Consider the following 22968-nt stretch of genomic DNA (forward strand, 5'->3'; position numbering starts at 1 on the left):
TGCAGCGCTGTTGAGACCTTGGCGCTTTGACGGCTTCAGCCGTGTTGGATGGCCACCGTTTTGAGGGTGGTGAAGCCCAGCAATGCCTCGAAGCCTTTTTCGCGCCCATAGCCTGACGACTTGACACCCCCAAAAGGCAACTCCACGCCACCGCCCGCGCCGTAGTTGTTGATGAAAACCTGGCCGCTGCGCACGCGTTTGGCCATGCGGAACTGTCGGCCGCCATCACGCGTCCAGATACCGGCCACCAAACCAAATTCGGTGGCATTGGCCAAGGCCACAGCGTGGTCTTCGTCGGTGAAGGACATGGCCGACAGCACCGGGCCAAACACTTCTTCTTGCGCCAGGCGGTGCATCACCGGCACATCGCGCAGCAGAGTGGGGGCCTGGTAAAAGCCGCCAGCAGGCACGCCTGCGGCAATTTGACCCTGCGCCACGGCGGCGATGCCGTCCGCCTTGGCCTGGTCCAAAAATCCGGTGACGCGTTCCAACTGGCTGGCGCGGATCAAAGGACCCAAGTCCAGGTTCATCGCGGCCGAGCCCACCTGCAGGCGGCTGAAGGCTTCGCCCAGGCGTTTCAAAAGTGGCTCGTAAATTCCTTGCTGGATCAGCACGCGCGAGCCCGCGCTGCAGGTCTGGCCGGAGTTTTGCACGATGGCGTTGACCACCACTGGAATGGCCGCGTCCAGGTCAGCGTCTTCAAAAATGATTTGCGGGCTTTTGCCGCCCAGCTCCAGCGTCACGGGGCAATGCCGTTCGGCAGCCACCTGCTGAATCAAAGTGCCCACGCGGGGGCTGCCAGTGAAGCTGATGTGGTCAATGCCCGGGTGGCGTGCCAGCGCGTCGCCCACTTCGTGGCCGTAACCGGTGACGATGTTGATGGCCCCCGGCGGAAAGCCCACCTCGGCCGCCAGTTGGGCCACGCGGATCAGGCTTAGGCAAGCGTCTTCGGCCGGTTTGACCACACAGGCGTTGCCTGCGGCCAAAGCGCCGCCCACGCTGCGCCCAAAAATCTGCATCGGGTAGTTCCAGGGAATCACATGGCCCGTCACACCGTGCGGCTCGCGCCAGGTCAGCACGCTGTAGCCGTTTTGGTAGGGCAGGGTCTCGCCGTGCAGCTTGTCGCAGGCACCGGCATAAAACTCAAAGTAACGTGCCAAAGCCACCGAGTCGGCGGCTGCCTGTTTGGTGGGCTTGCCGCAGTCGCGCTGCTCCAGTGCGGCCAACTCTGCGGCGTGCTCGCTCACTTTTTGCGACAGCTTCATGAGCAAGCGGCCGCGCTCCACGGCGGTCAGCTTGCCCCAAGGGCCGTTGAAGGCCGCACGGGCGGCTTGCACGGCGGCATCGATGTCCGCCGCCTGGCTGCGCGGGATCTGCTCAAACACCTGCCCGTCAGACGGGTCGAGCACATCAATGGTTTGCCCGGCCAGGGCGGGCACAGATTGGTTGGCGATGAAATTCAGTTGCATCTGCACATTGTGCTGCACAGACGGGTTTTGCAAATCACGATTGGGACACCCGGCACAGATGGCCTTGCGGGCAGGTCGCAAGCCCGGTGAAAGTAAAATCGGGGTTAATCCCTAGCGATTGACATTTCTTTCAACTTTTCCAACGAGACACCATGTCCCTGAACAAAGTCACCCCCGGCAGCAAAGTTCCCGAAGCGTTCAACGTGATCATCGAAATCCCGATGAACTCCGATCCTGTGAAGTACGAAGTGGACAAAGAGTCCGGCGCTTTGTTTGTGGACCGCTTCATGGGCACCGCCATGCACTACCCCACCAACTACGGCTACGTGCCCCAGACCATCGCCGGTGACGGTGACCCGGTCGACGTGTTGGTGATGACCCCCTTCCCACTGCCCCCAGGCGTGGTGGTGTCTTGCCGCGCCATCGGCATCTTGCTGATGGAAGACGAAGGCGGCATGGACGGCAAAATTTTGGCCGTTCCTACCGAAAAAATCCTGCCCATCTACGCCAACATCAAGACCCTGGCCGATGTGCATGAGCTGCAGCTCAAGCAAATCGCCCACTTCTTTGAGCACTACAAAGACCTCGAAAAAGGCAAGTGGGTCAAGGTCAAGGGCTGGGAAGGCGTCGAGTCGGCCGCGAAAGAACTGCTGGACGGCATCGCCAACTACAAAAAAGCCTGATCGCTTGACTCAATGGCTTCTGATGGAAGTCATTGAGACCCCAAAAAACGCCTGCCCGGTTTGCGCCGCGCGGGCGTTTTTTTATGGGGTTTTTCTCAAAGGCGAGTGCTGGTGCAGCGCTTCCAGGTAGTTCTCCACCCCCGCTTTTTCCCGCTCCAAAAACCGCGCCACCGCCTCAGAAAACGCCGGGTGCGCCAGCCAGTGGGCGCTGTGGGTGGGGGTGGGCAGCAGGGCGCGGGCCATTTTGTGTTCGCCTTGTGCGCCGCCTTCAAAGCGTTTGAGGCCGTGCCGGATGCACCATTCGATGGGTTGGTAGTAGCAGGCTTCAAAGTGCAGGCAGTCCACTCGGGCCAGCGCCCCCCAATAGCGGCCATAGGCTACTTCGGGCTGGCCTTGGGCGTCCAGGTGCAGGCCGATCAGGCTGATGCCAATCGGCTGCGCTTCGTGTTCAGCCACAAACAGCAGCCAGTTTTGGGCCATGTCGGTGCGCATGGCCTCAAAAAACGCGGGAGTCAAATAGGGCGGGTTGCCGTGTTCCCAATAGGTTTGCTGGTAGCAGCGCAACAGCAGGGCCCAGTCGCCTTCCGTCATGTCGGGGCCGCGCACGGCGCGAAACGTCACGCCCGCCTCCAGCACTTTGCGGCGTTCTTGTCGGATTTTTTTGCGCTTTTCTTGCGTCAGGCTGGCCAAAAAGTCATCGAAGTCGCGCCAGCCGGGGTTTTGCCAGTGGAACTGCACTTGGTCGCGTTGCAGCAGCCCGGCTTGCTCGCAGGCCTGCAGGTCTTGCGGGCTGGCAAACAGGATGTGCAGGGACGGGATGTCGTTGGTTTGGCAAATGTCCAGCAAGGCGGCCAGCAGGGCCTGGCGGGCGGCGTCAGATTCGGCCAGCAGGCGGCTGCCGGGCACGGGCGTGAAGGGCGGGGCGACCAGGGCTTTGGGGTAGTAGTCGAGGCCGTGACGCTGGTAGGCGTCGGCCCAGGCGTGGTCAAACACGTATTCACCGCGTGAATGGGTCTTGATGTACAGCGGGCAGGCGGCGGCCAACACTTCACCCTGGGGGGTGCTGCGCCACAGGCTGATGACTTGCAGCGTCCAGCCGGTCTCGGGCGCGGCCGATTGGCTGGTCTGCATGGCCGACAAATAGGCATGCTGCATGAAGGGGGATGGCGCATCTTGCCGGGCGAGCAGGCCGTCCCAGGCTTTGGGCGCGATGGCACTCAGGTCGCCCAGCACCCGGGTGACATAATTCAAGCTCACATTTTCCAGCACCTGTATGACTCTCCAAATTCGTGTGGCCCAGCTCAACTTTGTCGTCGGTGACATGCAGGGCAATGCCCGCAAGATCATCGATTTCGCCACCCGGGCGCACGCCGAGGGGGCGCGCCTGGTGCTGACGCCCGAGCTGTCGATTTGCGGCTATGCGGCCGAAGACTTGTTGCTGCGCCCGGCTTTCATTGACGCCTGTGATGATGCCCTGAAAACAGTGGCCCACGGGTTGGCCGGGTTAAAAGGTTTGCATGTGGTTGTGGGCCACCCCGAAGGCGGTGGCCTGCGCACCCGCAGCGTGGCCGTGACGCGCCGCCACAACCGCGCCAGCGTCTTGTGCGAGGGCCAGGTGGTCTGCGCTTACGACAAGCGCGAGCTGCCCAACTACCAGGTGTTTGACGAGCGCCGTTACTTCGCGCCGGGCAATGGCGTGGGCGTGTTCGAGGTCGAAGGCGTGCGGGTGGGCTTGCTGATTTGCGAAGACGCTTGGTTTGACGAACCTGCCCGCCTGGCGCGTGACGCGGGCGCGCAAGTGCTGGCCGTGCTGAACGCCTCGCCCTTCCACGCGGGCAAGGGTGCCGAGCGTGAGCAACGCATGCGCGAGCGGGTGGCCGATTGCGGCTTGCCCCTGATTTACGCGCATTTGGTGGGCGGCCAGGACGAGGTGATTTTTGAAGGGCGCTCGTTTGCGCTCAATGCCCAAGGCGACACGGTGGCGCGGGCCGAGGGCTTTTGCGAGGCCGATTTGGCGGTGCAGGCAGCGGTTGGGCCAAATGGCGTGGCACTGAGCGCAGCAGCCGATGCCCTGGTGCCTTTGGCCAGTGCCGATGCCGAGCTGTGGGATGCTTTGGTGCTGGGCGTACGCGATTATTTGGGCAAAAACGGTTTCAAGGGCGCGATTTTGGGCCTGTCAGGCGGCATCGATTCGGCGCTGGTGTTGGCGATTGCGGTGGACGCGATCGGGGCCGACAAGATCCACGCGGTGATGATGCCTTCGCCCTACACGGCTGACATCAGCTGGATCGATTCGCGTGACATGGTCAAGCGCCTGAATGTGCGTTATGACGAAATTTCGATTGCGCCGCTGTTTGATGGCTTCAAGCAGGCGCTGTCGGCCCAGTTTGCGGGGCTGAAAGAAGACACGACCGAAGAGAACATCCAGGCCCGCATTCGCGGCACGCTGCTCATGGCGCTGTCCAACAAGACCGGGGCGATTGTGCTGACCACCGGCAACAAGAGCGAGATGGCCACGGGCTACTGTACGCTGTATGGCGACATGGCGGGTGGTTTTGCGGTCATCAAGGACGTGGTCAAGACCCGCGTGTTTGACCTGGCACGCTGGCGCAACCTGAATGACCCTTACGGCACGGGCAGCCAGCCGATCCCTGAGCGCATCATCACCCGGCCACCCAGCGCTGAGCTGCGCCCCGACCAAAAAGACCAGGACAGCTTGCCCGCTTACGAGGTGCTGGACGCCATCATTCAGCGTTACATGGAAAACGACGAGGGCGTGGAGGCGCTGATTGCCGATGGTTTTGAGCGGGCCGATGTGGAGAAGGTGACCCGCCTGATCAAGCTCAACGAGTACAAGCGCCGCCAGTCGCCCGTGGGCATTCGCGTGACGCACCGCAGTTTTGGCAAGGATTGGCGTTATCCTATGACCAACAAGTTTCGCGCCTGATGGCGTGTTTTATAGATTTTTGAAAGACTTTTGCCATGAAACAGATTACCGCCGTCATCAAACCTTTCAAACTGGAAGAAGTTCGTGAAGGTTTGGCCGAATGTGGCGTGACCGGCTTGACGGTGACCGAGGTCAAGGGCTTTGGCCGTCAAAAAGGCCACACCGAGCTGTACCGAGGTGCCGAATACGTGGTCGACTTTTTGCCCAAGGTCAAAGTCGAAGTCGTGGTCAAGGACGGTGATGTGGACGCTTGCGTAGACGCCATCGTCAAGGCTGCGCGCACCGGCAAGATCGGGGACGGCAAGATTTTTGTGACCTCGGTCGAGCGTGTGGTGCGCATCCGCACGGGCGAGCAAGACGAAACCGCCATTTGATGGCCTGATGAAGTGCAGGGCCTTCAGGCACTCTGCACATGACATTTGAGGCGGGTGGCACAGCACCCGCCACGTCCTGGAAGTCGATCAGAGCAGTTCGACTTTGGCGCGGGGTGAAAAGCCCGCTTTTTGCACCAGACTTTGCAGCAGCGCTTCGGGCTCGGTGCCCAGCGTCACCAGTTCGGTTTGCCATTCGCCCATGAAGCCTTGCGCTACTACCTGCCCAATGAAGGCCATCAAGCCGTCGTAATAGCCGTGGCTGTTGAGGATGCCCACAGGTTTGTCGTGGTAACCCAGCTGACGCCAGGTCCAGACTTCAAACAATTCTTCAAAGGTGCCAATGCCGCCGGGCAGGGCCAAAAAGGCATCGGCTTTGTCGGCCATCAGGCGTTTGCGCTCGTGCATGGTGTCCACCACATGCAGCTCGGTGCAGCCGTGGTGTGCCCATTCTTTCTCGACCAAGGCAGTGGGGATGATGCCGACCACTGTGCCACCCGCCGCCATGGTGGCTTCGGCGACCAGGCCCATCAGGCCATTGCGCCCGCCGCCGTAGACCAGCTGGCCACCGTGCTTGCCGATCCAGGTGCCCACTTGAACCGCGATTTGCGCAAATTCAGGCTGGTTGCCGGGTTTGGAGCCGCAGTAGACGCAGACCGAGAATGCGGGGGAAGTTGGGGTGGTGGTCATGACGGTGTGGCTCAGGCAAACCGGTGCCAAAGTGCACCCATCCACACCCCGGCGCACAGCAGCAAGCTGAGCAAGACGGCCGCGCTGCCCATGTCTTTGGCGCGTTTGGACAAGTCGTGCCATTCCGGGCCGATGCGGTCGATGGCCGACTCCACGCAAGTGTTGAGCAATTCGACGATCATGACCAGCAAGACAGTGCTGGCGAGCAGGGCGATTTCGATCCAGCTTTGCCCCAGCCAGAAAGCCAGCGGCACCAGGGCCATGGCCAAGATGGCTTCCTGACGAAAGGCGGTTTCACCCCAACCTGCCCGAAGGCCTTGGATGGAATAACCCCCGGCATGCAGGATGCGGTTCAGGCCTTTGCGTGCCTTTTGAGGATTGACCTCGGAGTCTGGAGATGTCGGGTTTGGAGGCATATCGGTCGGAGTGGATGCAGCTTAGTCCACAGAGACGAGTCGGGTTCCGGCCCAGGCGTCGTGCCAGAACTGGCGTTCAGGGTGCAAGCGGCTGAGCAAGGCCCAAACAAGTACCCATCCCAGACTGAGCAGACCGACTTCGGTGGCTGGCAGGTGGAAAGGCGCCGTTGCCGCAATGGGCGGGATGAACCACAGCCAGCTGGCGATGTAGCGTTTGAATGCGGTTTTGCGATTCAAACGGTGGCCCATTGGGTCCACGATTTGAATGCGCCAGGTTTTCATGGCCAAAGTCTGACCACGGTGCCAAAACCATGTGAAATAAATGCCCAAAACCAAGAAGCTGATCGCTTGCAGGCCGGATTTGAGTTGGGGATGAATATTCATCTCGCCCGGGGCCAGGCCGGTCAGCCAGTAGGCTGCAATGAAATAGGCCAAGCCAGCCGTCACCATGACGCCAAACAGCAGCATGCCTTCGTACAGCCAGCAGGCCATGCGGCGAATCAAAGGCGGGGCACAAAGGTTGGGGGTCGGGGAGGAGGTCGCGCCGCGTTGCGTCATGAAGGTGCGGTTTCTGTAGCTTGTCGGGCTGTGTCACTGGCCGGGGCGGGTGTCATGGTCGCTGGTGCGGCCACGGCAGGTGGACGTGGCAACAGTGTTTTACGGTTGATTTCAGTGCCGGGCGCACGGTTTTCAGCCCCCGCCGTTTTGGCGGGCGTTTGAACCACGCGATGGGCTTCAAGTGGCTTGGCTGTTGGGGCGGCACTTTTTACCGGTGTCGCAGAGCCCGCAGACAGCAGCCGCTTTTCTTCAGATGAAAGCGCTTGATAAGCTTCCCATTTGGCTTTTTTGTCTTCTTTTGGCAGATTTTGCAGCTTGTTGAAGTTCAAACGGGCCAGAGTGCGTTGCTGTGGGCTCAAGGCAACCCAATCCGCCATCCTGGCGTGCATGGTGATTTGCTCGGCAACAGACAGTTGAGCGAAATTTTGAGAAATCGCGATCCATTTGCTTTGCTGTTGAGCGGTCAGTGCACCCCATTGCGCACCCAATGGTGCCAAAGCTTGTTTTTGATGTGGCGTCAGTTGTTGCCAAGCTTGTGATGCCGGTGCCGCTTGCGCAGGCGTGCTGGCGTTGGCAGGGGGGGCATTAGGTGCCTCGGGCGCCTTGGTTTGAGCGCCAGCGCACAAAAGGCAGACCGCCAGCAGCAACCCGCAACCCAGTTTCAGGGCCGTTTTCGGGTTGGGATGACGGTGATTTCTCATTTCAGTCATGCGAGGCGTTGGTGCTGAGGCCTTGCTTCAAAAACTGTGCAAACCCGGCATCAGTGTAGGCATCAGGGGGCAATTCATCGGTGAGCAAGGCGGAGTCGATGGCCGCGATTTCAGAGATGACGGTGTCTTGTTGTAACCATTGGATGGCCATCAGACCGAACACCAAGGCCAGCAAGGGCAGTGCAGACGCCAAAATGCTCCAAAGGTTCAGACCTTCGTCCACAGGTGCGGTCAAACTGCCATCGGTGTTCGTTTGGGTGTTTTTGGCCAGTCGTGATTGCACGAGTGGTTTGCGCTGGGCCAGCGCCAGTTGGCGCGCCACGCGCAGACGCTCGGTAATGTCGTGCGGCAGGCCTGGGGTGGCCAAATTCAGTTGACCCGAAAAGTACTGGCCCCAGCGGTCAACGTCTTGTTCGGTTGGTGTCATTCGGTTTTTCATGGTCTGATTCCTTGTGTTCCCAAGGTTTTGCTCAAGGCTTGAATGGCCCGAGAACAATGGGTTTTGACGCTGCCTTCTGAGCAGCCCATCACTGCAGCGGTTTCTGCAACATCCAGCTCCTCCCAGTAACGCAGCAGAAAGGCTTCTCGTTGACGTGCAGGCAATGCCATGACGGCTGTTTCGATGTGTTCAAGGGTTTGTACGCGACCAATCCACTGTTCAGCGCTCTCCGATGTGGCTTCGTCGGATGTGTTGGCGGTGACTTCCAGCAGGTCGAAATCGCCATCCCCGTCGCCTGAGTTGAAGTCACTTAAATTGGTAAACAGCGCATTTCGGGTTTTTTGCCTGCGAAACCAGTCCAGCATGGTGTTGGACAGGATGCGCTGGAACAGCAGAGGGAGTTCGGCAACCGGCTTGTCTGCATAGTTGGTGCACAGCTTGATCATGCTGTCTTGCAGGATGTCCAAGGCTGCATCCTCGTTCCGCACATGGTAATAGGCGCGTTTGAACGCCTTTTTTTCCACGTTTTTCAGAAATTCTGAGAGTTCGGAGTCGGATGCCAACTTTTTTCAGCGCACGCGAGGGCGATGCTTTTGCCTGTATTTGGAAAGAGGGGGCGAATTTGCCAGTCGCGCAGTGAACAGCCCGACCGGGAGGGATTATGGCACCGACATGATCGTGGCCGCATGGGTTTTGGAAGGGGCTTTGACAAATGCGATAATGCGCAATTGCAATTGAAAAAAAGCAAACGGATCACCGTCCGGCACTTTTACAGTTTGGTGCCCATGTCTGTGGTCTTAAGTCCCAAAGCCACTCCACAAGAGTCGAGCCCAGGGGCACCCAAGGTTTTTCGTTAGAGAAATTCACAAAGGTTGAATATGGAAATGAACAAAGCCGAATCAGCATCCACGCCCGTGGGCGCGCAAGAGTTGCGCGGCGCGGAAATCCTCGTCAAGGCGCTCCAAGCTGAAAACGTGCAGTACATCTGGGGTTACCCCGGTGGTGCCGTGCTTCACATTTACGACGCGTTCTACAAACAAGACACCATCCAGCACGTCCTGGTGCGTCACGAACAAGCGGCTGTGCATGCGGCCGACGGTTTCGCTCGCGCCACGGGCGAAGTGGGTGTGGCGCTGGTCACTTCGGGCCCAGGCCTGACCAATGCCGTGACCGGTATCGCCACGGCCTACATGGACAGCATTCCCATGGTCATCATCAGCGGGCAAGTGCCCACTGCGGCCATTGGCCTGGATGCTTTTCAGGAATGTGACACCGTGGGCATCACGCGCCCGATCGTGAAACACAACTTCCTGGTCAAAGACGCCAAGGACATGGCCGAGGTCATGAAAAAGGCTTTCCACATTGCGCGCAGTGGCCGTCCTGGCCCTGTGGTGGTGGACGTTCCGAAAGACGTTTCTTTCAACAAGGCCTTGTACTCGGGTTACCCAGAGTCGGTCGAAATGCGCTCGTACAACCCTGTGCGCAAAGGCCATGGCGGCCAGATTCGCAAGGCTTTGCAGTTGCTGATGGGCGCCAAGCGCCCTTACATCTACACCGGCGGTGGCGTGCTGCTGAGCAATGCCAGCGCAGAACTGCGCGCGTTGGTCGACATGCTCAACGTGCCTGTGACCAATACCTTGATGGGTTTGGGTGCCTTTCCGGCCACTGACCGCCGTTTCCTGGGCATGCTGGGCATGCACGGCACACTCGAAGCCAACAACGCCATGCAAAACTGCGATGTGTTGCTGGCTGTGGGCGCCCGTTTTGACGACCGCGTGATCGGCAACCCCAAGCATTTCGCTTCGGTGGACCGCAAAATCATCCACATTGACATTGACCCTTCCAGTATTTCCAAGCGCGTGAAAGTGGATGTGCCGATCGTGGGCGACGTGAAAGACGTGCTGACCGAACTCATGGGCATGATCCGTGAATCGGGCCTCAAGCCGGACGCGCAGGCGCTCGGCCAGTGGTGGGAAACCATCGAAAGCTGGCGCAAGCGCGATTGCATGAAGTACGACAACAGCAATACCCAGGTCATCAAGCCACAAAAGGTCATTGAGACCTTATGGGACATGACCAAAGATGTCGATGCGTACATCACATCTGACGTGGGTCAGCACCAAATGTGGGCCGCGCAGTACTATAAATTCAACGAGCCACGCCGCTGGATCAACTCCGGTGGCCTGGGCACCATGGGTGTGGGCATTCCCTACGCCATGGGCATCAAGCTGGCCAAGCCGGACAGCGAAGTGTTTTGTGTGACGGGCGAAGGCTCGGTGCAGATGTGCATTCAGGAACTTTCGACCTGCCTGCAATACAACACGCCCATCAAGATCGTGGCGCTCAACAACGGTTACTTGGGCATGGTGCGCCAGTGGCAGGAGATCGATTACTCCGGTCGTTACAGCCACAGCTACATGGATGCCTTGCCTAACTTCGTGAAGTTGGCGGAGGCCTATGGCCACGTCGGCATCTTGGTGGAGAAGCCTGAGGATGTGGAGCCTGCTTTGCGCGAGGCACGCAGACTCAAGGACCGCACGGTTTTCCTGGACATTCGCACAGACCCTACAGAGAACGTGTTCCCCATGGTTCAGGCTGGCAAGGGCATCACCGAGATGCTCATGGGCGTGGAGGACCTGTAATCATGAAACACATCATCGCTGTACTGATTGAAAACGAAGCGGGCGCTTTGTCCCGTGTGGTGGGCCTTTTTTCGGCCCGTGGCTACAACATCGAGTCTTTGACCGTGGCCCCGACCGAAGACCCCAGCCTGTCGCGCATGACCATCCAGACCACCGGGTCTGACGATGTGATTGAGCAGATCACCAAGCACCTGAACCGCCTGATCGAGGTGGTCAAGGTGGTGGACCTGACCGAAGGCGCCTACACCGAACGCGAGCTGATGCTGGTGAAGGTGCGCGCCGTGGGCAAGGAACGCGAAGAAATGAAACGCATGGCCGACATCTTCCGTGGCCGTGTGATTGATGTCACTGACAAGAGCTACACCATTGAGCTCACCGGTGACCAATCGAAGAACGACGCCTTTTTGGAGGCGATCGACCGCAGTGCCATCTTGGAGACCGTGCGCACGGGTGCATGCGGTATCGGGCGCGGCGAGCGCATCCTGCGCGTCTAAATCCACTCATTGAACCTGTTTATTCCTAAGGAGAACCCTGTGAAAGTTTTTTACGACAAAGATTGTGATCTGAGCGTCATCAAGGGCAAGACTGTTGCCATCATTGGTTACGGCTCACAAGGCCACGCACACGCCCAGAACCTGAACGACAGCGGCGTCAAAGTGGTGGTCGGTCTGCGCAAAGGTGGCGCATCTTGGGACAAAGTCGGCAAAGCCGGTTTGACCGTGATGGAAGTCAACGACGCTGTCAAAGCCGCTGACGTGGTCATGATCTTGTTGCCCGACGAGCAAATCGCCGACGTGTACAACAACAACGTCGCCCCCAACATCAAGCAAGGCGCTTCCTTGGCCTTCGCTCACGGTTTCAACGTGCACTACAACCAAGTCGTTCCCCGTGAAGACCTGGACGTCTGGATGGTGGCTCCCAAGGCCCCAGGCCACACTGTGCGCAATACCTACACCCAAGGCGGCGGCGTGCCTCACTTGGTGGCGATTCACCAGGACAAGAGCGGCAAGGCCCGCGCGTTGGCCCTGAGCTACGCCATGGCCAACGGTGGCGGCAAGGCCGGCATCATCGAAACCAACTTCAAGGAAGAGACTGAAACCGACTTGTTCGGTGAGCAGGCTGTTCTGTGCGGTGGCGCGGTTGAGCTGATCAAGATGGGTTACGAGACCTTGGTGGAAGCCGGTTACGCCCCTGAAATGGCTTACTTCGAGTGCTTGCACGAGTTGAAGCTGATCGTTGACCTGATCTACGAAGGTGGTATCGGCAACATGAACTACTCGATCTCGAACAACGCCGAGTACGGCGAGTACGTGACCGGTCCTGAAGTCATCAACGAGCAGTCGCGCGAAGCCATGCGCAATGCCTTGAAGCGCATCCAGACTGGCGAGTACGCCAAAATGTTCATCCTGGAAGGCAAGACCAACTACCCAAGCATGACCGCGCGTCGTCGCTTGACTTCCGAGCACTCCATCGAAGTCGTGGGCGCTCAGCTGCGCGCCATGATGCCTTGGATTGCCAAAAACAAGCTGGTTGACAAGACCCGCAACTGATCTGGCCCTTGGGCGAGTTTGAAAAAGGCCACTTGGGTGGCCTTTTTCTTGGGCGCTCGGACTGCCTTAAACTTCGCTGACACGGGATGGATTCAGAAAAAGCCCCAACAGGAACGGACGATGAACAAAACCAACGACAAAGTCGAAGACGCCGAAGCCGCTGCACCGGTGCGCAAACCCTCCAAGGGCATCTACATGCTGCCCAACATGATCACCTTGGCCGCGTTGTTTGCTGGTTTTTATGCCGTGGTCATGGCCATCAATGGCCGTTTTGACTTGGCCACGGTGGGTATTTTTTGCGCCATGGTGCTGGACAGCCTGGATGGCCGTGTGGCGCGCATGACCAACACGCAAAGTGCGTTTGGCGAGCAGATGGATTCGCTGTCCGACATGGTGTCCTTTGGTGCCGCGCCCGCCTTGATTGCCTATGTCTGGACGCTCAAGGAGTTGGGCCGCTGGGGCTGGATTGCCGCTTTTGTTTATTGCGCCTGTGCGGCCTTGCGCTTGGCACGCTTCAACGTGAACACCGCCGTGGTGGACAAGCGCTACTTTCAGGGTCTGCCATCGCCTGCCGCTGCGGCTTTGGTCATGGGCTTTGTGTGGATCATGTTCGACAACGCTGTACCCGCCAAAGCTGTGGCTTGGGGCATGTTTGCCGTGTGCCTGTTTGCAGGCTTGACCATGGTGACCAATGTGCCTTTTTACAGCTTCAAGGACATGCACATGAAAAAGAGTGTGCCCTTTGCCACGCTGGTGTTGGTTGCTTTGGGCATTGCGGTGGTCAACATCGATCCGCCGACGGTGTTGTTCGCCATATTCGTGGGTTACGGCCTGAGCGGTTATGTGATTTATGTCTGGCGTAAAGCCAAAGGTCAGCCCACCAGCATGATCAGCACATCCACCGACGAGCCCGAAGAGCGTGGCCTGCACCAGTGATGTCCTGTGCACGACAAAGCCCGTTTTGAACTGTGCTACAGTGTTTCTATGAACTTTTCCTTGTTTGCACTACTGCTACTGCCCAACGGGCGGGATATGTAGCGCACGCAAACATTTTCCCAAAAGGCCCGAATGCCATCCGCATCGGGCCTTTTGCATTTTTGCTTGGACTTGCGGGTTTTTGACCAGGACTGAACATGACTGACAAACTGATTATTTTCGACACCACCTTGCGCGATGGCGAGCAATCGCCCGGTGCTTCCATGACCCGTGACGAGAAGCTGCGCATTGCGCGCCAGCTGGAGCGTCTGCGCGTGGACGTGATCGAAGCCGGTTTTGCCGCCAGCTCCAATGGCGATTTTGAGGCCGTCAAGACCATTGCCGATGCGATCAAGGACTCCACCATTTGCTCTTTGTCGCGCGCCAATGACCGCGATATTTCTCGCGCTGCCGAAGCGCTGAAAGGGGCCAACAGCGGGCGTATCCACACCTTCATTGCCACGTCGCCTCTGCACATGGAAAAGAAGTTGCGCATGACACCCGATCAGGTGTTTGAGCAAGCCAAGCAATCGGTGCGCTTTGCCCGTAACTTGGTGGGCGATGTCGAGTTCAGTCCCGAAGACGGTTACCGCAGCGACATGGACTTTTTGTGCCGCATCCTGGAGGCGGTCATCGCTGAAGGCGCCACCACCATCAACGTGCCTGATACGGTAGGTTATGCCGTGCCTGAGCTGTATGGTGAGTTCATTCGCACGCTGCGCGAACGCATCCCCAACTCTGACAAGGCCATCTGGTCTGTGCACTGCCACAACGATTTGGGCATGGCCGTCGCCAATTCGCTGGCCGGTGTCAAGATCGGCGGCGCTCGCCAGGTCGAGTGCACGATCAATGGTTTGGGTGAACGTGCTGGCAATTGCTCGCTCGAAGAAGTGGTCATGGCCGTGAAAACACGCCGCGATTATTTTGGCTTGGACGTGGGCATTGACACCAGCCACATCGTCGCCGCCAGTCGCATGGTCAGCCAGACGACCGGTTTCGTGGTTCAGCCCAACAAGGCTGTGGTGGGTGCCAATGCGTTTGCACACGCCTCGGGCATTCACCAGGATGGCGTGCTCAAAGCGCGCGACACCTACGAAATCATGCGCGCCGAAGATGTGGGCTGGACCACCAACAAAATTGTTCTGGGCAAGCTGAGTGGTCGCAACGCCTTCAAGCAGCGCCTGCAAGACTTGGGTGTGACCTTGGACAGTGAGACTGAAATCAACAACGCTTTTGCCAAGTTCAAGGAATTGGCCGATCGCAAGAGTGAGATTTTTGACGAAGACATCCTGGCCCTGGTGGGCGACGAGAGCGTGACGGTTGAAAAAGAGCAGTACGGTTTTGTCTCGATGGCTCAGCACAGCGAAACAGGTGAGCGCCCTCATGCTGCCGTTGTCTTCACTGTCGCAGGCAAGGAAGTGCGAGCCGAGTCTGACGGAAATGGTCCTGTCGATGCCTCTTTGAAGGCCATTGAGTCGCATGTCAAAAGTGGTGCGGAAATGGTGCTTTACTCCGTCAACGCCATCAGTGGCTCGACCGAGAGTCAAGGCGAAGTGACCGTGCGCTTGCAAAACAGCGGCCGTGTCGTCAATGGTGTGGGTTCGGACCCGGATATCGTGGTGGCGTCAGCCAAGGCGTATCTGAGTGCGCTCAATAAATTGCAGAGCAAAGCCGATCGGGTCGCTGCCCAAGGTTAAAAAGTATCCTTTGGATATACTTTCCGGCTTGAATAAAGTCACGCAAGTTGTTGTTCTTGCGTGACTTTTTTTATTTGAGTACACTCAGGCACAATATTGAAACAATGATTCTCAAGATGCCCTCCATGCGATCCCTTCCCGTATTCAACGACCAAGCCTGCAGCCGATGGGGCCAAGGTCTGGTTGGCACTTTGACGGCTGCTGTATTGGCTGCGCTGATGGTGTTGCCTTTGGCCGCACAAGCGCAGGATTCGAAGTCATCTGCCAAAAAGCGGCCTGTGGCCACCGTTGCCAAGTCCGTTAAAAAGGCAAAAGTGAGCACGGGCAAAGCCAACAAGCGCGTGTCTGTTGCCTCCCAAAAAGCTGTGCCGATGCGCGCATCTTTCGGTCAGATGGCGGGTCTTCATGCCGCATCAGACCCTTTGGATTTGCGCTCCAGTGTGGCCCTTGTCATTGATCAGGACACGCATGAAGTCCTGTTTCGCAAGAACGACCACGCCGTGTTGCCCATTGCTTCATTGACCAAATTGATGACCGGCTTGGTGATCTCTGAGGCCCATTTGCCCATGGCGGAGATGATTGCCATCACCCAGGCCGATGTGGATACCGAAAAGGGCAGCTCTTCGCGTTTGGCTGTGGGCACAGTCCTGAGCCGTGGTGATTTGTTGCATTTGGCACTGATGTCCAGTGAAAACCGCGCCGCGCACGCTTTGGGGCGCACCTTCCCAGGCGGTTTGGACACTTTTGTGGCGCGCATGAATGCCCGAGCTCAGGCTTTGGGCATGTCCGATACGCGTTATGTTGAACCGACAGGCTTGTCCAGTCGCAACCAGTCCAGCGCCAACGACTTGGCTGTTTTGGTGGGGGCCGCTTACAAAGAGCCCGTTCTGCGTGAGCTGTCGACGTCGCCTGGCCGCGAGATTGAAGTGGGCAGCCGCACACTTCAATACAACAACACCAACCGCTTGGTGAAAAGCCCCCAGTGGGACATCGGCTTGCAAAAGACGGGTTACATCTCCGAAGCCGGTCAATGCTTGGTCATGCAGGCGCAAGTCGCAGGCCGCAAGTTGATCATGGTGTTCTTGGATTCGGCCGGCAAACTCAGTCGCATTGCAGATGCTGAGCGTGTTCGCCGCTGGGTAGAAAAGTCACCTGCTGTGTCCGCAAGCAAGCATTCGGCACTGACCGATCGTTTGCCTGGTTGAGCTGAGGCAACGCAGATCAAAAAAGGCCTCGATTGAGGCCTTTTTTGCGTCTGAAGCGACTCAGTGATCTCCGTGATAGCCCAATGTTTTGGAGATGTCGTGCGCAGTGGCCTGCAGCTTGGGAAGCCAGCCTTCGTCCAGTCGGTCGGCGGGGGCAGAGATGGACAGGCCTGCCAGCAATTTGCCTTGGTCGTCGTAAATGCCGGCGGCAATGCAGCGCACACCCAACTCCAGCTCTTCGTTGTCACGGGCGATGCCGTATTGCTTGACGCGCGCCAGCTCTCTTTCGAGAACCTGCAGTTGGGTGATGCTGTTGCGTGTCTGGCCCACCAAACCTGTGCGGGTGGAATAAGACCGCACGCGCAGAGGATCATCCGCAGCCAGGAAAAGTTTGCCAACCGAGGTCAAGTGCAAAGGTGCTCGCCCACCGATGGCCCGAACCACCTGCATGCCTGAGCGTTCGCTGTAGGCGCGCTCGATGTAAACAATTTCATCGCCTTGTCGCATGCTCAGGTTCACAGGTTGCTGAATCAGCTTGTGCAGATCACGCATGGGTGTCAAGGCCGCATCGCGCACGTTCAGGCGGCCCTTGACCAGGTTGCCCAGCTCCAGCAGTCGCATGCCCAGGCGGTAATTGCCGGCTTCCGGGCGGTCTACAAATCGGCCAGTGGCCAGGTCATTCAGAATGCGGTGCGCGGTGGAGGGGTGCAGGCCTGTTTTTTCGCTGATCTCTTTGAGGGAGATCGCTTCCTCGCGTGAGGCGAGGACATCGATCAGCGAGAACATGCGCTCAATGACCTGAATCGTGGGTGTCGGCGTGAGTGCAGGGTCTTTTTTCATGGTGTCCGTGAGCAATCCAGAAATTTTACACTGTGAAAACTGCAGGGCTTTTCATGTCAATGGCTGCCACTGGCCCTGGACCCGTATTTCGCAAGGACGGAACTTCGATTTGTAGTTCATTTTCGGACTGCTCTCAATCCAGTAACCCAGGTAGACATAAGGCAGCTGAAGGTCAGCCGCTTGCTGAATTTGCCACAGCACGCCGTAAATGCCATAGCTGGTGTTGTTTTCAGGCTCATAAAAAGTATAGACCGCTGACAAACCGTTGTTGAGCACATCCACGATGCTGACCATCTTCAAATTGCCCAACCCGCCATCTGTGGCAGGCGAGCGAAACTCGACGATGCGGGAGTTGACCCGGCTTTGAAGCAAAAATTGGTTGTATTGGTCAACGCTGTCGTTGTCCATCCCGCCACCGGGGTGCCGGCTGGTTTGGTAGCGCAGGTACAGGGCGTAGTGCTCGGGATCGAATTGCAAGTCGAGCACCCGGACGTCCAGGTTTTTGTGGGCTTGCCAGGCGCGGCGCTGACTGCGGTCGGGTTTGAAGACCTGGACCTTGACGCGCAGGGGCTGGCAGGCGTGGCAGCCATCGCAGTAAGGGCGGTAGGTGAACATGCCGCTGCGACGAAACCCTTGCTCCACCAGGTCGGAGTAGACCTCGTTTTGAATGAGGTGGCTGGGCGTGGCGACCTGAGAGCGTGCCGAGCGATTCGGCAGATAGCTGCACTCATAGGGCGCGGTGGCATAAAACTGCAGTGCCTGGATCGGGAGGTCTTGAAGATGGGTCACAACGTGGTGTCCAAAGCCGTCAATGCATCCCAGTATAAAGTTTGCTCAGCCCAGTGGACGGGTGGCATGAGGCGTGACAGCTGGACCGATGCCAAGAATTCCGCGCGGGGGATTTCTTGTGCCCCCAATGACGCCAAATGGCGGGTGTTTTGCTGGCAATCGATGGTCATGATGCCGTGTTTCAGACAAACACTGACCAAACTGGCGAGGGCCATTTTGGAGCCATCGGTCACCGTGGTGAACATGGATTCGCCAAAAACGGCGTGGCCCAGGGCCACAAAATAAAGCCCAGCCACCAATTCACCATCAAGCCAAACCTCGGCGCTGTGCGCGTGGCCAGCGCGGTGCAGATCTTCGTAAGCGGTCACCATGGCCGGAACGATCCAGGTGCCGCTTTGTCCTGGTCTGGGGGCCGCACTGCAGCGGCGCATGACCTGGCTGAAGGCCCGGTCGAAGGTCAATGAGAACCCCGGGTGGTGTAGCCAGCGCTTCATGGTCTGGCGCAAAGAGCGGTGAAAGCGGAAATGTGTTGTGTGCAACACCATGCGCGGGTCCGGAGTCCACCACAACACCGGTTGGCCTGCACTGAACCAAGGAAAAATACCGTGGCTGTAGGACTCGATGAGGCGGGTGGCAGACAGGTCATGGCTGGCCGCCAACAAGCCGGGGGCAGGGGATTGGGCATCCCAAGCCAGGTGGGTGCTGGGCAAGGGTTCGTCCGCTTGAATCCAGATCAGGTCAGGCATCTTGGGGGCACGTGGCATGGCAGCATTACACAATAAAAGGGGTGTGTTGGTTGCTGCGGGTTGCCCATGTCGCGCGTTTTTTCGGTTTATCCTCGAAAGCCTTGCATCAGGGCAAACTTGTTTGCTTACTTTGAAAAGGCCAGCTTCGCGCCATGAATCCTTTTTCTCACAGTTGGTTGCGGCCAGAGTGGCCTGCGCCACCCCGGGTGCGGGCCGTGATGACCGACCGACGCGGCGGTGCCTCACAGGCCCCATGGGACAGCATGAATCTCGGTGACCATGTGGGCGATCACATGCCCAGCGTTCAAACCAACCGCCAGCGCTTGCGGGATGCCATCGGTGTTCGGCCTGTTTTTCTCAAGCAAGTGCATGGCGCTGACACCATCGTGCTGGATGCGTCCAGCCAGGATGGCGCAGAGGCCGATGCGTGTCTGACCACCGGCACACAGGTCGCTTGCACCATCATGGTGGCGGATTGTTTACCTGTGTTGATGTGTGATGCTTCCGGGCGTTGGGTGGCGGCTGCGCATGCCGGTTGGCGGGGTTTGGCGGGTGTCCATGGCACAGGGGTGCTGGAAAGTTTGCTGAACGCTTCGTCTTTGTCGGGTACGGCGCGTGAAGACGTTTTGGTGTGGCTGGGCCCTTGTATTGGCCCCCAAGCCTTTGAGGTGGGGCCGGAAGTCATGGCGGCTTTTTGTGCCGATGATGACCAAGCCGCCGTGTTTTTCAAAGCTGTGGGCAACGAAAAATGGTTGGCCGATTTGGCGGGTCTGGCCAGGTTGCGCCTGCATCGCTTGGGCGTGCAAGCGGTGTTTGGCAACGACAGTGAGCCTGCTTGGTGTACTTTTATCCAGAACTCAAGGTTCTTTTCGCACCGCCGGGACAGCCGGGTCCTCGGGCAGTCCGGGCGCATGGCCGCCTGCATCTGGCTGGCCGACTGATTCGGGCATCGCTTGCTGGCTTGTCGAGGCTTCTTCCGCCTGACGCCGGGCTTTGCGCCGCAAAGGAGTCCCCATCAAGTAGGCCACCAAAGACATGGGCACCAAGCCATACAGCAAGAACGTGATGATTGCGCCCATCACCGTTCCTTGCGTACTAAAGGCCTCGACCAAGGCCATCAGCAAGGTGACGTAAAGCCAAGCCAAAATGATCAAATACATTTTTTTAGTCTTTGTAATTTAGGCGACATCAAATTGACAGATACTGAACGCAGTCCATATCAAAAAAACAATTTAGCAGGAGACAAAGCATGAGCGCTTCCACGCCAGAATTCTGGGCCCAAATGAGCGAGGGCTTTCAACAAAACCTGTCCAAAAGCTGGGGCCAGGCCATGCAGCATTTTCAGACCATCGACTTGGGTGGGCTGAAGCCCGGTGCTGATTCTGCGGCACCGCAGCTCAAATTCTCGTCTGAAAAGCTCCAGACGCTGCAAGGGCAGTACTTCAAAGACGCTTCTGAGTTGTGGAATCAGAGCTTGCACAACAGTTTGCAGGTCAAAGACCGCCGCTTTTCCGGCGAGGCCTGGGCCTCCAACCCGGTGGCAGCATTCAACGCGGCCACCTATTTGCTCAACGCTCGCACCCTGATGGGCTTGGCCGATGCGGTGGATGCCGACGAAAAAACCCGCACCCGGATTCGCTTCGCCATTGAGCAGTGGGTGGCCGCTGCCGCACCCAGCAACTTTTTGGCCTTCAACGCCGAAGCGCAAAAGAAAGCGGTTGAAACCAAAGGCGAGAGCATTGCCAAAGGCGTGCAAAACCTGATGCACGACATGCAGCAAGGCCATGTTTCGATGACCGATGAAAGCCTGTTCGAGGTGGGCAAAAACGTGGCCACCACCGAAGGCGCGGTGGTGTTTGAGAACGAATTCTTCCAGCTCATCGAGTACAAGCCACTCACGGCCAAGGTCTATGAAAAGCCGTTCTTGTTGATCCCGCCTTGCATCAACAAGTTCTACATCCTTGACCTGCAGCCCGAAAATTCGTTCATCCGCTACGCCGTCAGCCAGGGACATCGCACCTTTGTGGTCAGCTGGCGCAACCCCGATGAATCGATGGCCCAAAAAACCTGGGACGATTACATCGAGCAAGCTGCCATCAAAGCCATTACCACGGTGCAAGACATCACCGGCGCGCCCAAGATCAACGCTTTGGGCTTCTGTGTGGGCGGCACCATCTTGTCCACCGCGCTGGCGGTGTTGGCTGCGCGTGGCGAAAAGCCCGTGGCCAGCGCCACCTTCCTCACCACCCTGATCAATTTCACAGACACCGGCATCCTAGACGTGTTCATCGACGACAACTTCGTCAAGTTCCGTGAAATGCAAATGGGCCAAGGCGGGCTGCTCAAAGGTCAGGACCTGGCTTCCACATTCAGCTTCCTGCGGCCCAATGACCTGGTCTGGAACTACGTGGTGGGCAACTACCTCAAGGGCGAGACCCCACCCCCGTTCGATTTGCTTTACTGGAACAGCGATTCGACCAACTTGCCCGGTCCGTTTTACGCTTGGTACCTGCGCAACACTTATCTGGAAAACAACCTGGTCAAACCCCGCAAGGTCAAGGTCTGCGGCGAAGCGATTGACCTGGGCAAGGTCGACATGCCCGTCTACATCTACGGCTCGCGCGAAGACCACATCGTGCCGATCGGTGGCTCTTATGCCAGCACACAGGTGCTGCCCGGCAAGAAGCGTTTTGTCATGGGTGCCTCGGGTCACATTGCTGGCGTGATCAACCCGCCAGCGGCCAAAAAGCGCAGCCACTGGCTGAGCGACAGCAGCAAATTCCCAGCCGATGTGAACGAGTGGATCGCTGGTGCCAAAGAGCAGCCGGGCAGCTGGTGGACCGACTGGTCGGATTGGCTCAAAAGCCATGCGGGCAAGCAAATTGCTGCGCCCAAAACTTACGGCAAAGCCAGCAAATTCAAAGCCATCGAAGCAGCCCCAGGCCGCTACGTGAAGGCCAAAGCCTGATTTTTACTTATCCAATGGAGACTTGAAAAATGGAAGACATCGTCATCGTTTCGGCTGCCCGCACTGCTGTGGGCAAGTTTGGCGGCTCACTCGCCAAAACCCCGGCCACCGAGTTGGGTAGCATCGTCATCAAAGGGTTGCTGGAACGCAGCGGCCTGCCAGTGGACGCCATCGGTGAAGTCATCATGGGCCAGGTGTTGGCCGCTGGTGTGGGCCAAAACCCCGCCCGCCAAGCCATGATGAAAGCCGGTGTGGCCAAGGAAACCCCGGCGCTGACCATCAACGCCGTGTGCGGCTCGGGCCTGAAGGCCGTGATGCTGGCGGCACAGGCCGTGGCTTGGGGTGACAGCGAAATCGTGATCGCTGGTGGCCAGGAAAACATGAGTGCCAGCCCGCATGTGCTGAACGGCAGCCGTGACGGCCAGCGCATGGGCGACTGGAAGATGACCGACACCATGATCGTGGACGGTCTGTGGGACGTCTACAACCAATACCACATGGGCATCACCGCCGAAAACGTGGCCAAGGCCCACGGCATCACACGCGAAATGCAGGACGCTTTGGCAGCAGGAAGCCAGCGCAAGGCAGCAGTCGCGCAAGAAGCGGGCAAGTTCAAGGACGAAATCGTTGACGTGCTGATCCCTCAGCGCAAGGGCGATGCCTTGGTCTTCAACACCGACGAATTCATCAACAAGAAAACCAGCGCCGAGGTATTGGCTGGTCTGCGCCCCGCCTTTGACAAAGCCGGTAGCGTCACTGCTGGCAATGCCTCAGGCATCAACGACGGCGCCGCCGCTGTGATGGTCATGACTGCCAAAAAAGCCGCAGCCTTGGGCCTCAAGCCCCTGGCGCGCATCGCCGCTTTCGGCACCAGTGGCCTGGACCCTGCACACATGGGCATGGGCCCCGTGCCCGCATCGCAAAAGGCGCTGGCCCGCGCGGGCTGGAAAGCTCAAGACGTGGACCTGTTCGAGCTGAACGAAGCCTTTGCCGCGCAAGCTTGCGCCGTGAACCAGGCGCTGGACATTGATCCGGCCAAGGTCAACGTCAACGGCGGCGCGATTGCCATTGGTCACCCCATCGGTGCATCTGGTTGCCGCATTTTGGTGACTTTGCTGCATGAGATGCAGCGCAGCAACGCCAAAAAGGGCCTGGCCGCTTTGTGCATCGGCGGCGGCATGGGCGTGTCGCTGGCGGTTGAACGGGTTTAAAACCCTGCGCGCTCAAGTTGCGTTTGTTGGCGCACTGCCCAGCTGTATAGGGTTGTCAACAA

The 22968-nt window shown here is 58.4% G+C and carries 23 protein-coding genes; 12 read left to right on the top strand and 11 right to left on the bottom strand.

The genetic code is table 11. The features are described from left to right. Positions 1–35: 35 nt before the first annotated feature. On the bottom strand, positions 36–1469 hold the full coding sequence (locus B9Z33_RS08230; protein WP_108287058.1) for an aldehyde dehydrogenase family protein: 1434 nt from the start codon (positions 1467–1469) through the stop codon (positions 36–38). A 152-nt stretch (positions 1470–1621) separates the two neighbouring features. Here B9Z33_RS08230 and ppa point away from each other — a divergent pair, with 152 nt between their 5' ends. Further along, positions 1622–2152 (top strand): inorganic diphosphatase, encoded by a 531-nt coding sequence (gene ppa / locus B9Z33_RS08235; protein ID WP_108286534.1) that lies wholly within the window; start codon positions 1622–1624, stop codon positions 2150–2152. Positions 2153–2233: 81 nt separating this feature from the next. On the opposite strand, the gene B9Z33_RS08240 is transcribed toward ppa, so the two are convergent. Then, entirely contained in the window at positions 2234–3421 is a 1188-nt protein-coding gene (locus B9Z33_RS08240; RefSeq protein ID WP_108286535.1) for a GNAT family N-acetyltransferase, read from the bottom strand. Positions 3422–3425: 4 nt separating this feature from the next. Here B9Z33_RS08240 and B9Z33_RS08245 point away from each other — a divergent pair, with 4 nt between their 5' ends. Further along, complete coding sequence (locus tag B9Z33_RS08245; RefSeq protein WP_108286536.1) at positions 3426–5099, top strand: NAD+ synthase; 1674 nt, start codon at positions 3426–3428, stop codon at positions 5097–5099. Positions 5100–5134: 35 nt separating this feature from the next. After that, positions 5135–5473: a P-II family nitrogen regulator gene (locus B9Z33_RS08250; RefSeq protein WP_108286537.1), complete on the top strand. Its 339-nt coding sequence runs from the start codon at positions 5135–5137 to the stop codon at positions 5471–5473. 87 nt (positions 5474–5560) lie between these two features. On the opposite strand, the gene B9Z33_RS08255 is transcribed toward B9Z33_RS08250, so the two are convergent. The 6 genes from B9Z33_RS08255 to B9Z33_RS08280 are packed head-to-tail and all read right to left on the bottom strand — an operon-like array spanning position 5561 to position 8846. Continuing rightward, on the bottom strand, positions 5561–6160 hold the full coding sequence (locus tag B9Z33_RS08255) for a TIGR00730 family Rossman fold protein (RefSeq protein ID WP_108286538.1): 600 nt from the start codon (positions 6158–6160) through the stop codon (positions 5561–5563). Between the two features lie 11 nt (positions 6161–6171). Further along, entirely contained in the window at positions 6172–6576 is a 405-nt protein-coding gene (locus B9Z33_RS08260) for a diacylglycerol kinase (RefSeq protein WP_108286539.1), read from the bottom strand. A 21-nt stretch (positions 6577–6597) separates the two neighbouring features. Next, entirely contained in the window at positions 6598–7134 is a 537-nt protein-coding gene (locus tag B9Z33_RS08265; protein ID WP_255418207.1) for an RDD family protein, read from the bottom strand. Then, positions 7131–7835, bottom strand: coding sequence for a DUF3106 domain-containing protein (locus tag B9Z33_RS08270; RefSeq protein WP_158270194.1), 705 nt, complete (start codon positions 7833–7835; stop codon positions 7131–7133). The genes B9Z33_RS08265 and B9Z33_RS08270 overlap by 4 nt, the downstream gene beginning before the upstream one ends. A 1-nt stretch (position 7836) precedes the next feature. Continuing rightward, entirely contained in the window at positions 7837–8283 is a 447-nt protein-coding gene (locus B9Z33_RS08275) for a DUF3619 family protein (protein WP_108286542.1), read from the bottom strand. Further along, complete coding sequence (locus B9Z33_RS08280; RefSeq protein ID WP_108286543.1) at positions 8280–8846, bottom strand: RNA polymerase sigma factor; 567 nt, start codon at positions 8844–8846, stop codon at positions 8280–8282. The genes B9Z33_RS08275 and B9Z33_RS08280 overlap by 4 nt, the downstream gene beginning before the upstream one ends. Positions 8847–9161: 315 nt before the next feature. Between B9Z33_RS08280 and B9Z33_RS08285 the strand changes: the two genes are divergently transcribed. The 6 genes from B9Z33_RS08285 (at position 9162) to B9Z33_RS08310 (ending at position 16352) form a co-directional block, all read left to right on the top strand. Further along, the gene (locus tag B9Z33_RS08285) at positions 9162–10925 is read left to right on the top strand and encodes an acetolactate synthase 3 catalytic subunit (protein ID WP_108286544.1); all 1764 of its coding nucleotides are present in this window, start codon (positions 9162–9164) and stop codon (positions 10923–10925) included. 2 nt (positions 10926–10927) lie between these two features. After that, complete coding sequence (gene ilvN / locus B9Z33_RS08290; protein WP_089953931.1) at positions 10928–11419, top strand: acetolactate synthase small subunit; 492 nt, start codon at positions 10928–10930, stop codon at positions 11417–11419. Between the two features lie 39 nt (positions 11420–11458). Then, the gene (gene ilvC / locus B9Z33_RS08295; protein ID WP_108286545.1) at positions 11459–12475 is read left to right on the top strand and encodes a ketol-acid reductoisomerase; all 1017 of its coding nucleotides are present in this window, start codon (positions 11459–11461) and stop codon (positions 12473–12475) included. Between the two features lie 120 nt (positions 12476–12595). Then, the gene (pssA, locus tag B9Z33_RS08300) at positions 12596–13411 is read left to right on the top strand and encodes a CDP-diacylglycerol--serine O-phosphatidyltransferase (RefSeq protein WP_108286546.1); all 816 of its coding nucleotides are present in this window, start codon (positions 12596–12598) and stop codon (positions 13409–13411) included. Between the two features lie 197 nt (positions 13412–13608). Next, a complete protein-coding gene (locus B9Z33_RS08305; RefSeq protein ID WP_108286547.1) occupies positions 13609–15147 on the top strand; it encodes a 2-isopropylmalate synthase in 1539 nt (512 codons plus the stop codon). 125 nt (positions 15148–15272) lie between these two features. Further along, a complete protein-coding gene (locus B9Z33_RS08310) occupies positions 15273–16352 on the top strand; it encodes a serine hydrolase (protein ID WP_369916656.1) in 1080 nt (359 codons plus the stop codon). A gap of 60 nt (positions 16353–16412) precedes the next feature. On the opposite strand, the gene B9Z33_RS08315 is transcribed toward B9Z33_RS08310, so the two are convergent. From B9Z33_RS08315 to aat, 3 genes are read right to left on the bottom strand one after another with little or no spacing between them, the layout of a single operon-like run. After that, positions 16413–17192: an IclR family transcriptional regulator gene (locus B9Z33_RS08315; protein WP_108286548.1), complete on the bottom strand. Its 780-nt coding sequence runs from the start codon at positions 17190–17192 to the stop codon at positions 16413–16415. A gap of 51 nt (positions 17193–17243) precedes the next feature. Beyond that, on the bottom strand, positions 17244–17981 hold the full coding sequence (locus tag B9Z33_RS08320; RefSeq protein WP_108286549.1) for an arginyltransferase: 738 nt from the start codon (positions 17979–17981) through the stop codon (positions 17244–17246). After that, positions 17978–18745 carry a leucyl/phenylalanyl-tRNA--protein transferase gene (gene aat, locus B9Z33_RS08325; protein WP_108286550.1) on the bottom strand — a complete coding sequence of 256 codons (768 nt, stop codon included), beginning with the start codon at positions 18743–18745 and terminating at the stop codon, positions 17978–17980. The genes B9Z33_RS08320 and aat overlap by 4 nt, the downstream gene beginning before the upstream one ends. A gap of 134 nt (positions 18746–18879) precedes the next feature. On the opposite strand from aat, the gene pgeF reads away from it, so the two are divergent. The 3 genes from pgeF (at position 18880) to B9Z33_RS08345 (ending at position 22906) form a co-directional block, all read left to right on the top strand. Further along, positions 18880–19668 (top strand): peptidoglycan editing factor PgeF, encoded by a 789-nt coding sequence (gene pgeF / locus B9Z33_RS08330; RefSeq protein WP_108286551.1) that lies wholly within the window; start codon positions 18880–18882, stop codon positions 19666–19668. A gap of 308 nt (positions 19669–19976) precedes the next feature. Then, on the top strand, positions 19977–21695 hold the full coding sequence (locus B9Z33_RS08340; RefSeq protein ID WP_108286553.1) for an alpha/beta hydrolase: 1719 nt from the start codon (positions 19977–19979) through the stop codon (positions 21693–21695). Positions 21696–21724: 29 nt separating this feature from the next. Then, complete coding sequence (locus B9Z33_RS08345) at positions 21725–22906, top strand: acetyl-CoA C-acetyltransferase (protein WP_108286554.1); 1182 nt, start codon at positions 21725–21727, stop codon at positions 22904–22906. The last annotated feature ends 62 nt before the right edge of the window (positions 22907–22968 follow it).

The sequence above is a fragment of the Limnohabitans sp. T6-20 genome, from assembly GCF_003063505.1.
Taxonomy (GTDB): Bacteria; Pseudomonadota; Gammaproteobacteria; order Burkholderiales; family Burkholderiaceae_C; genus Limnohabitans_A.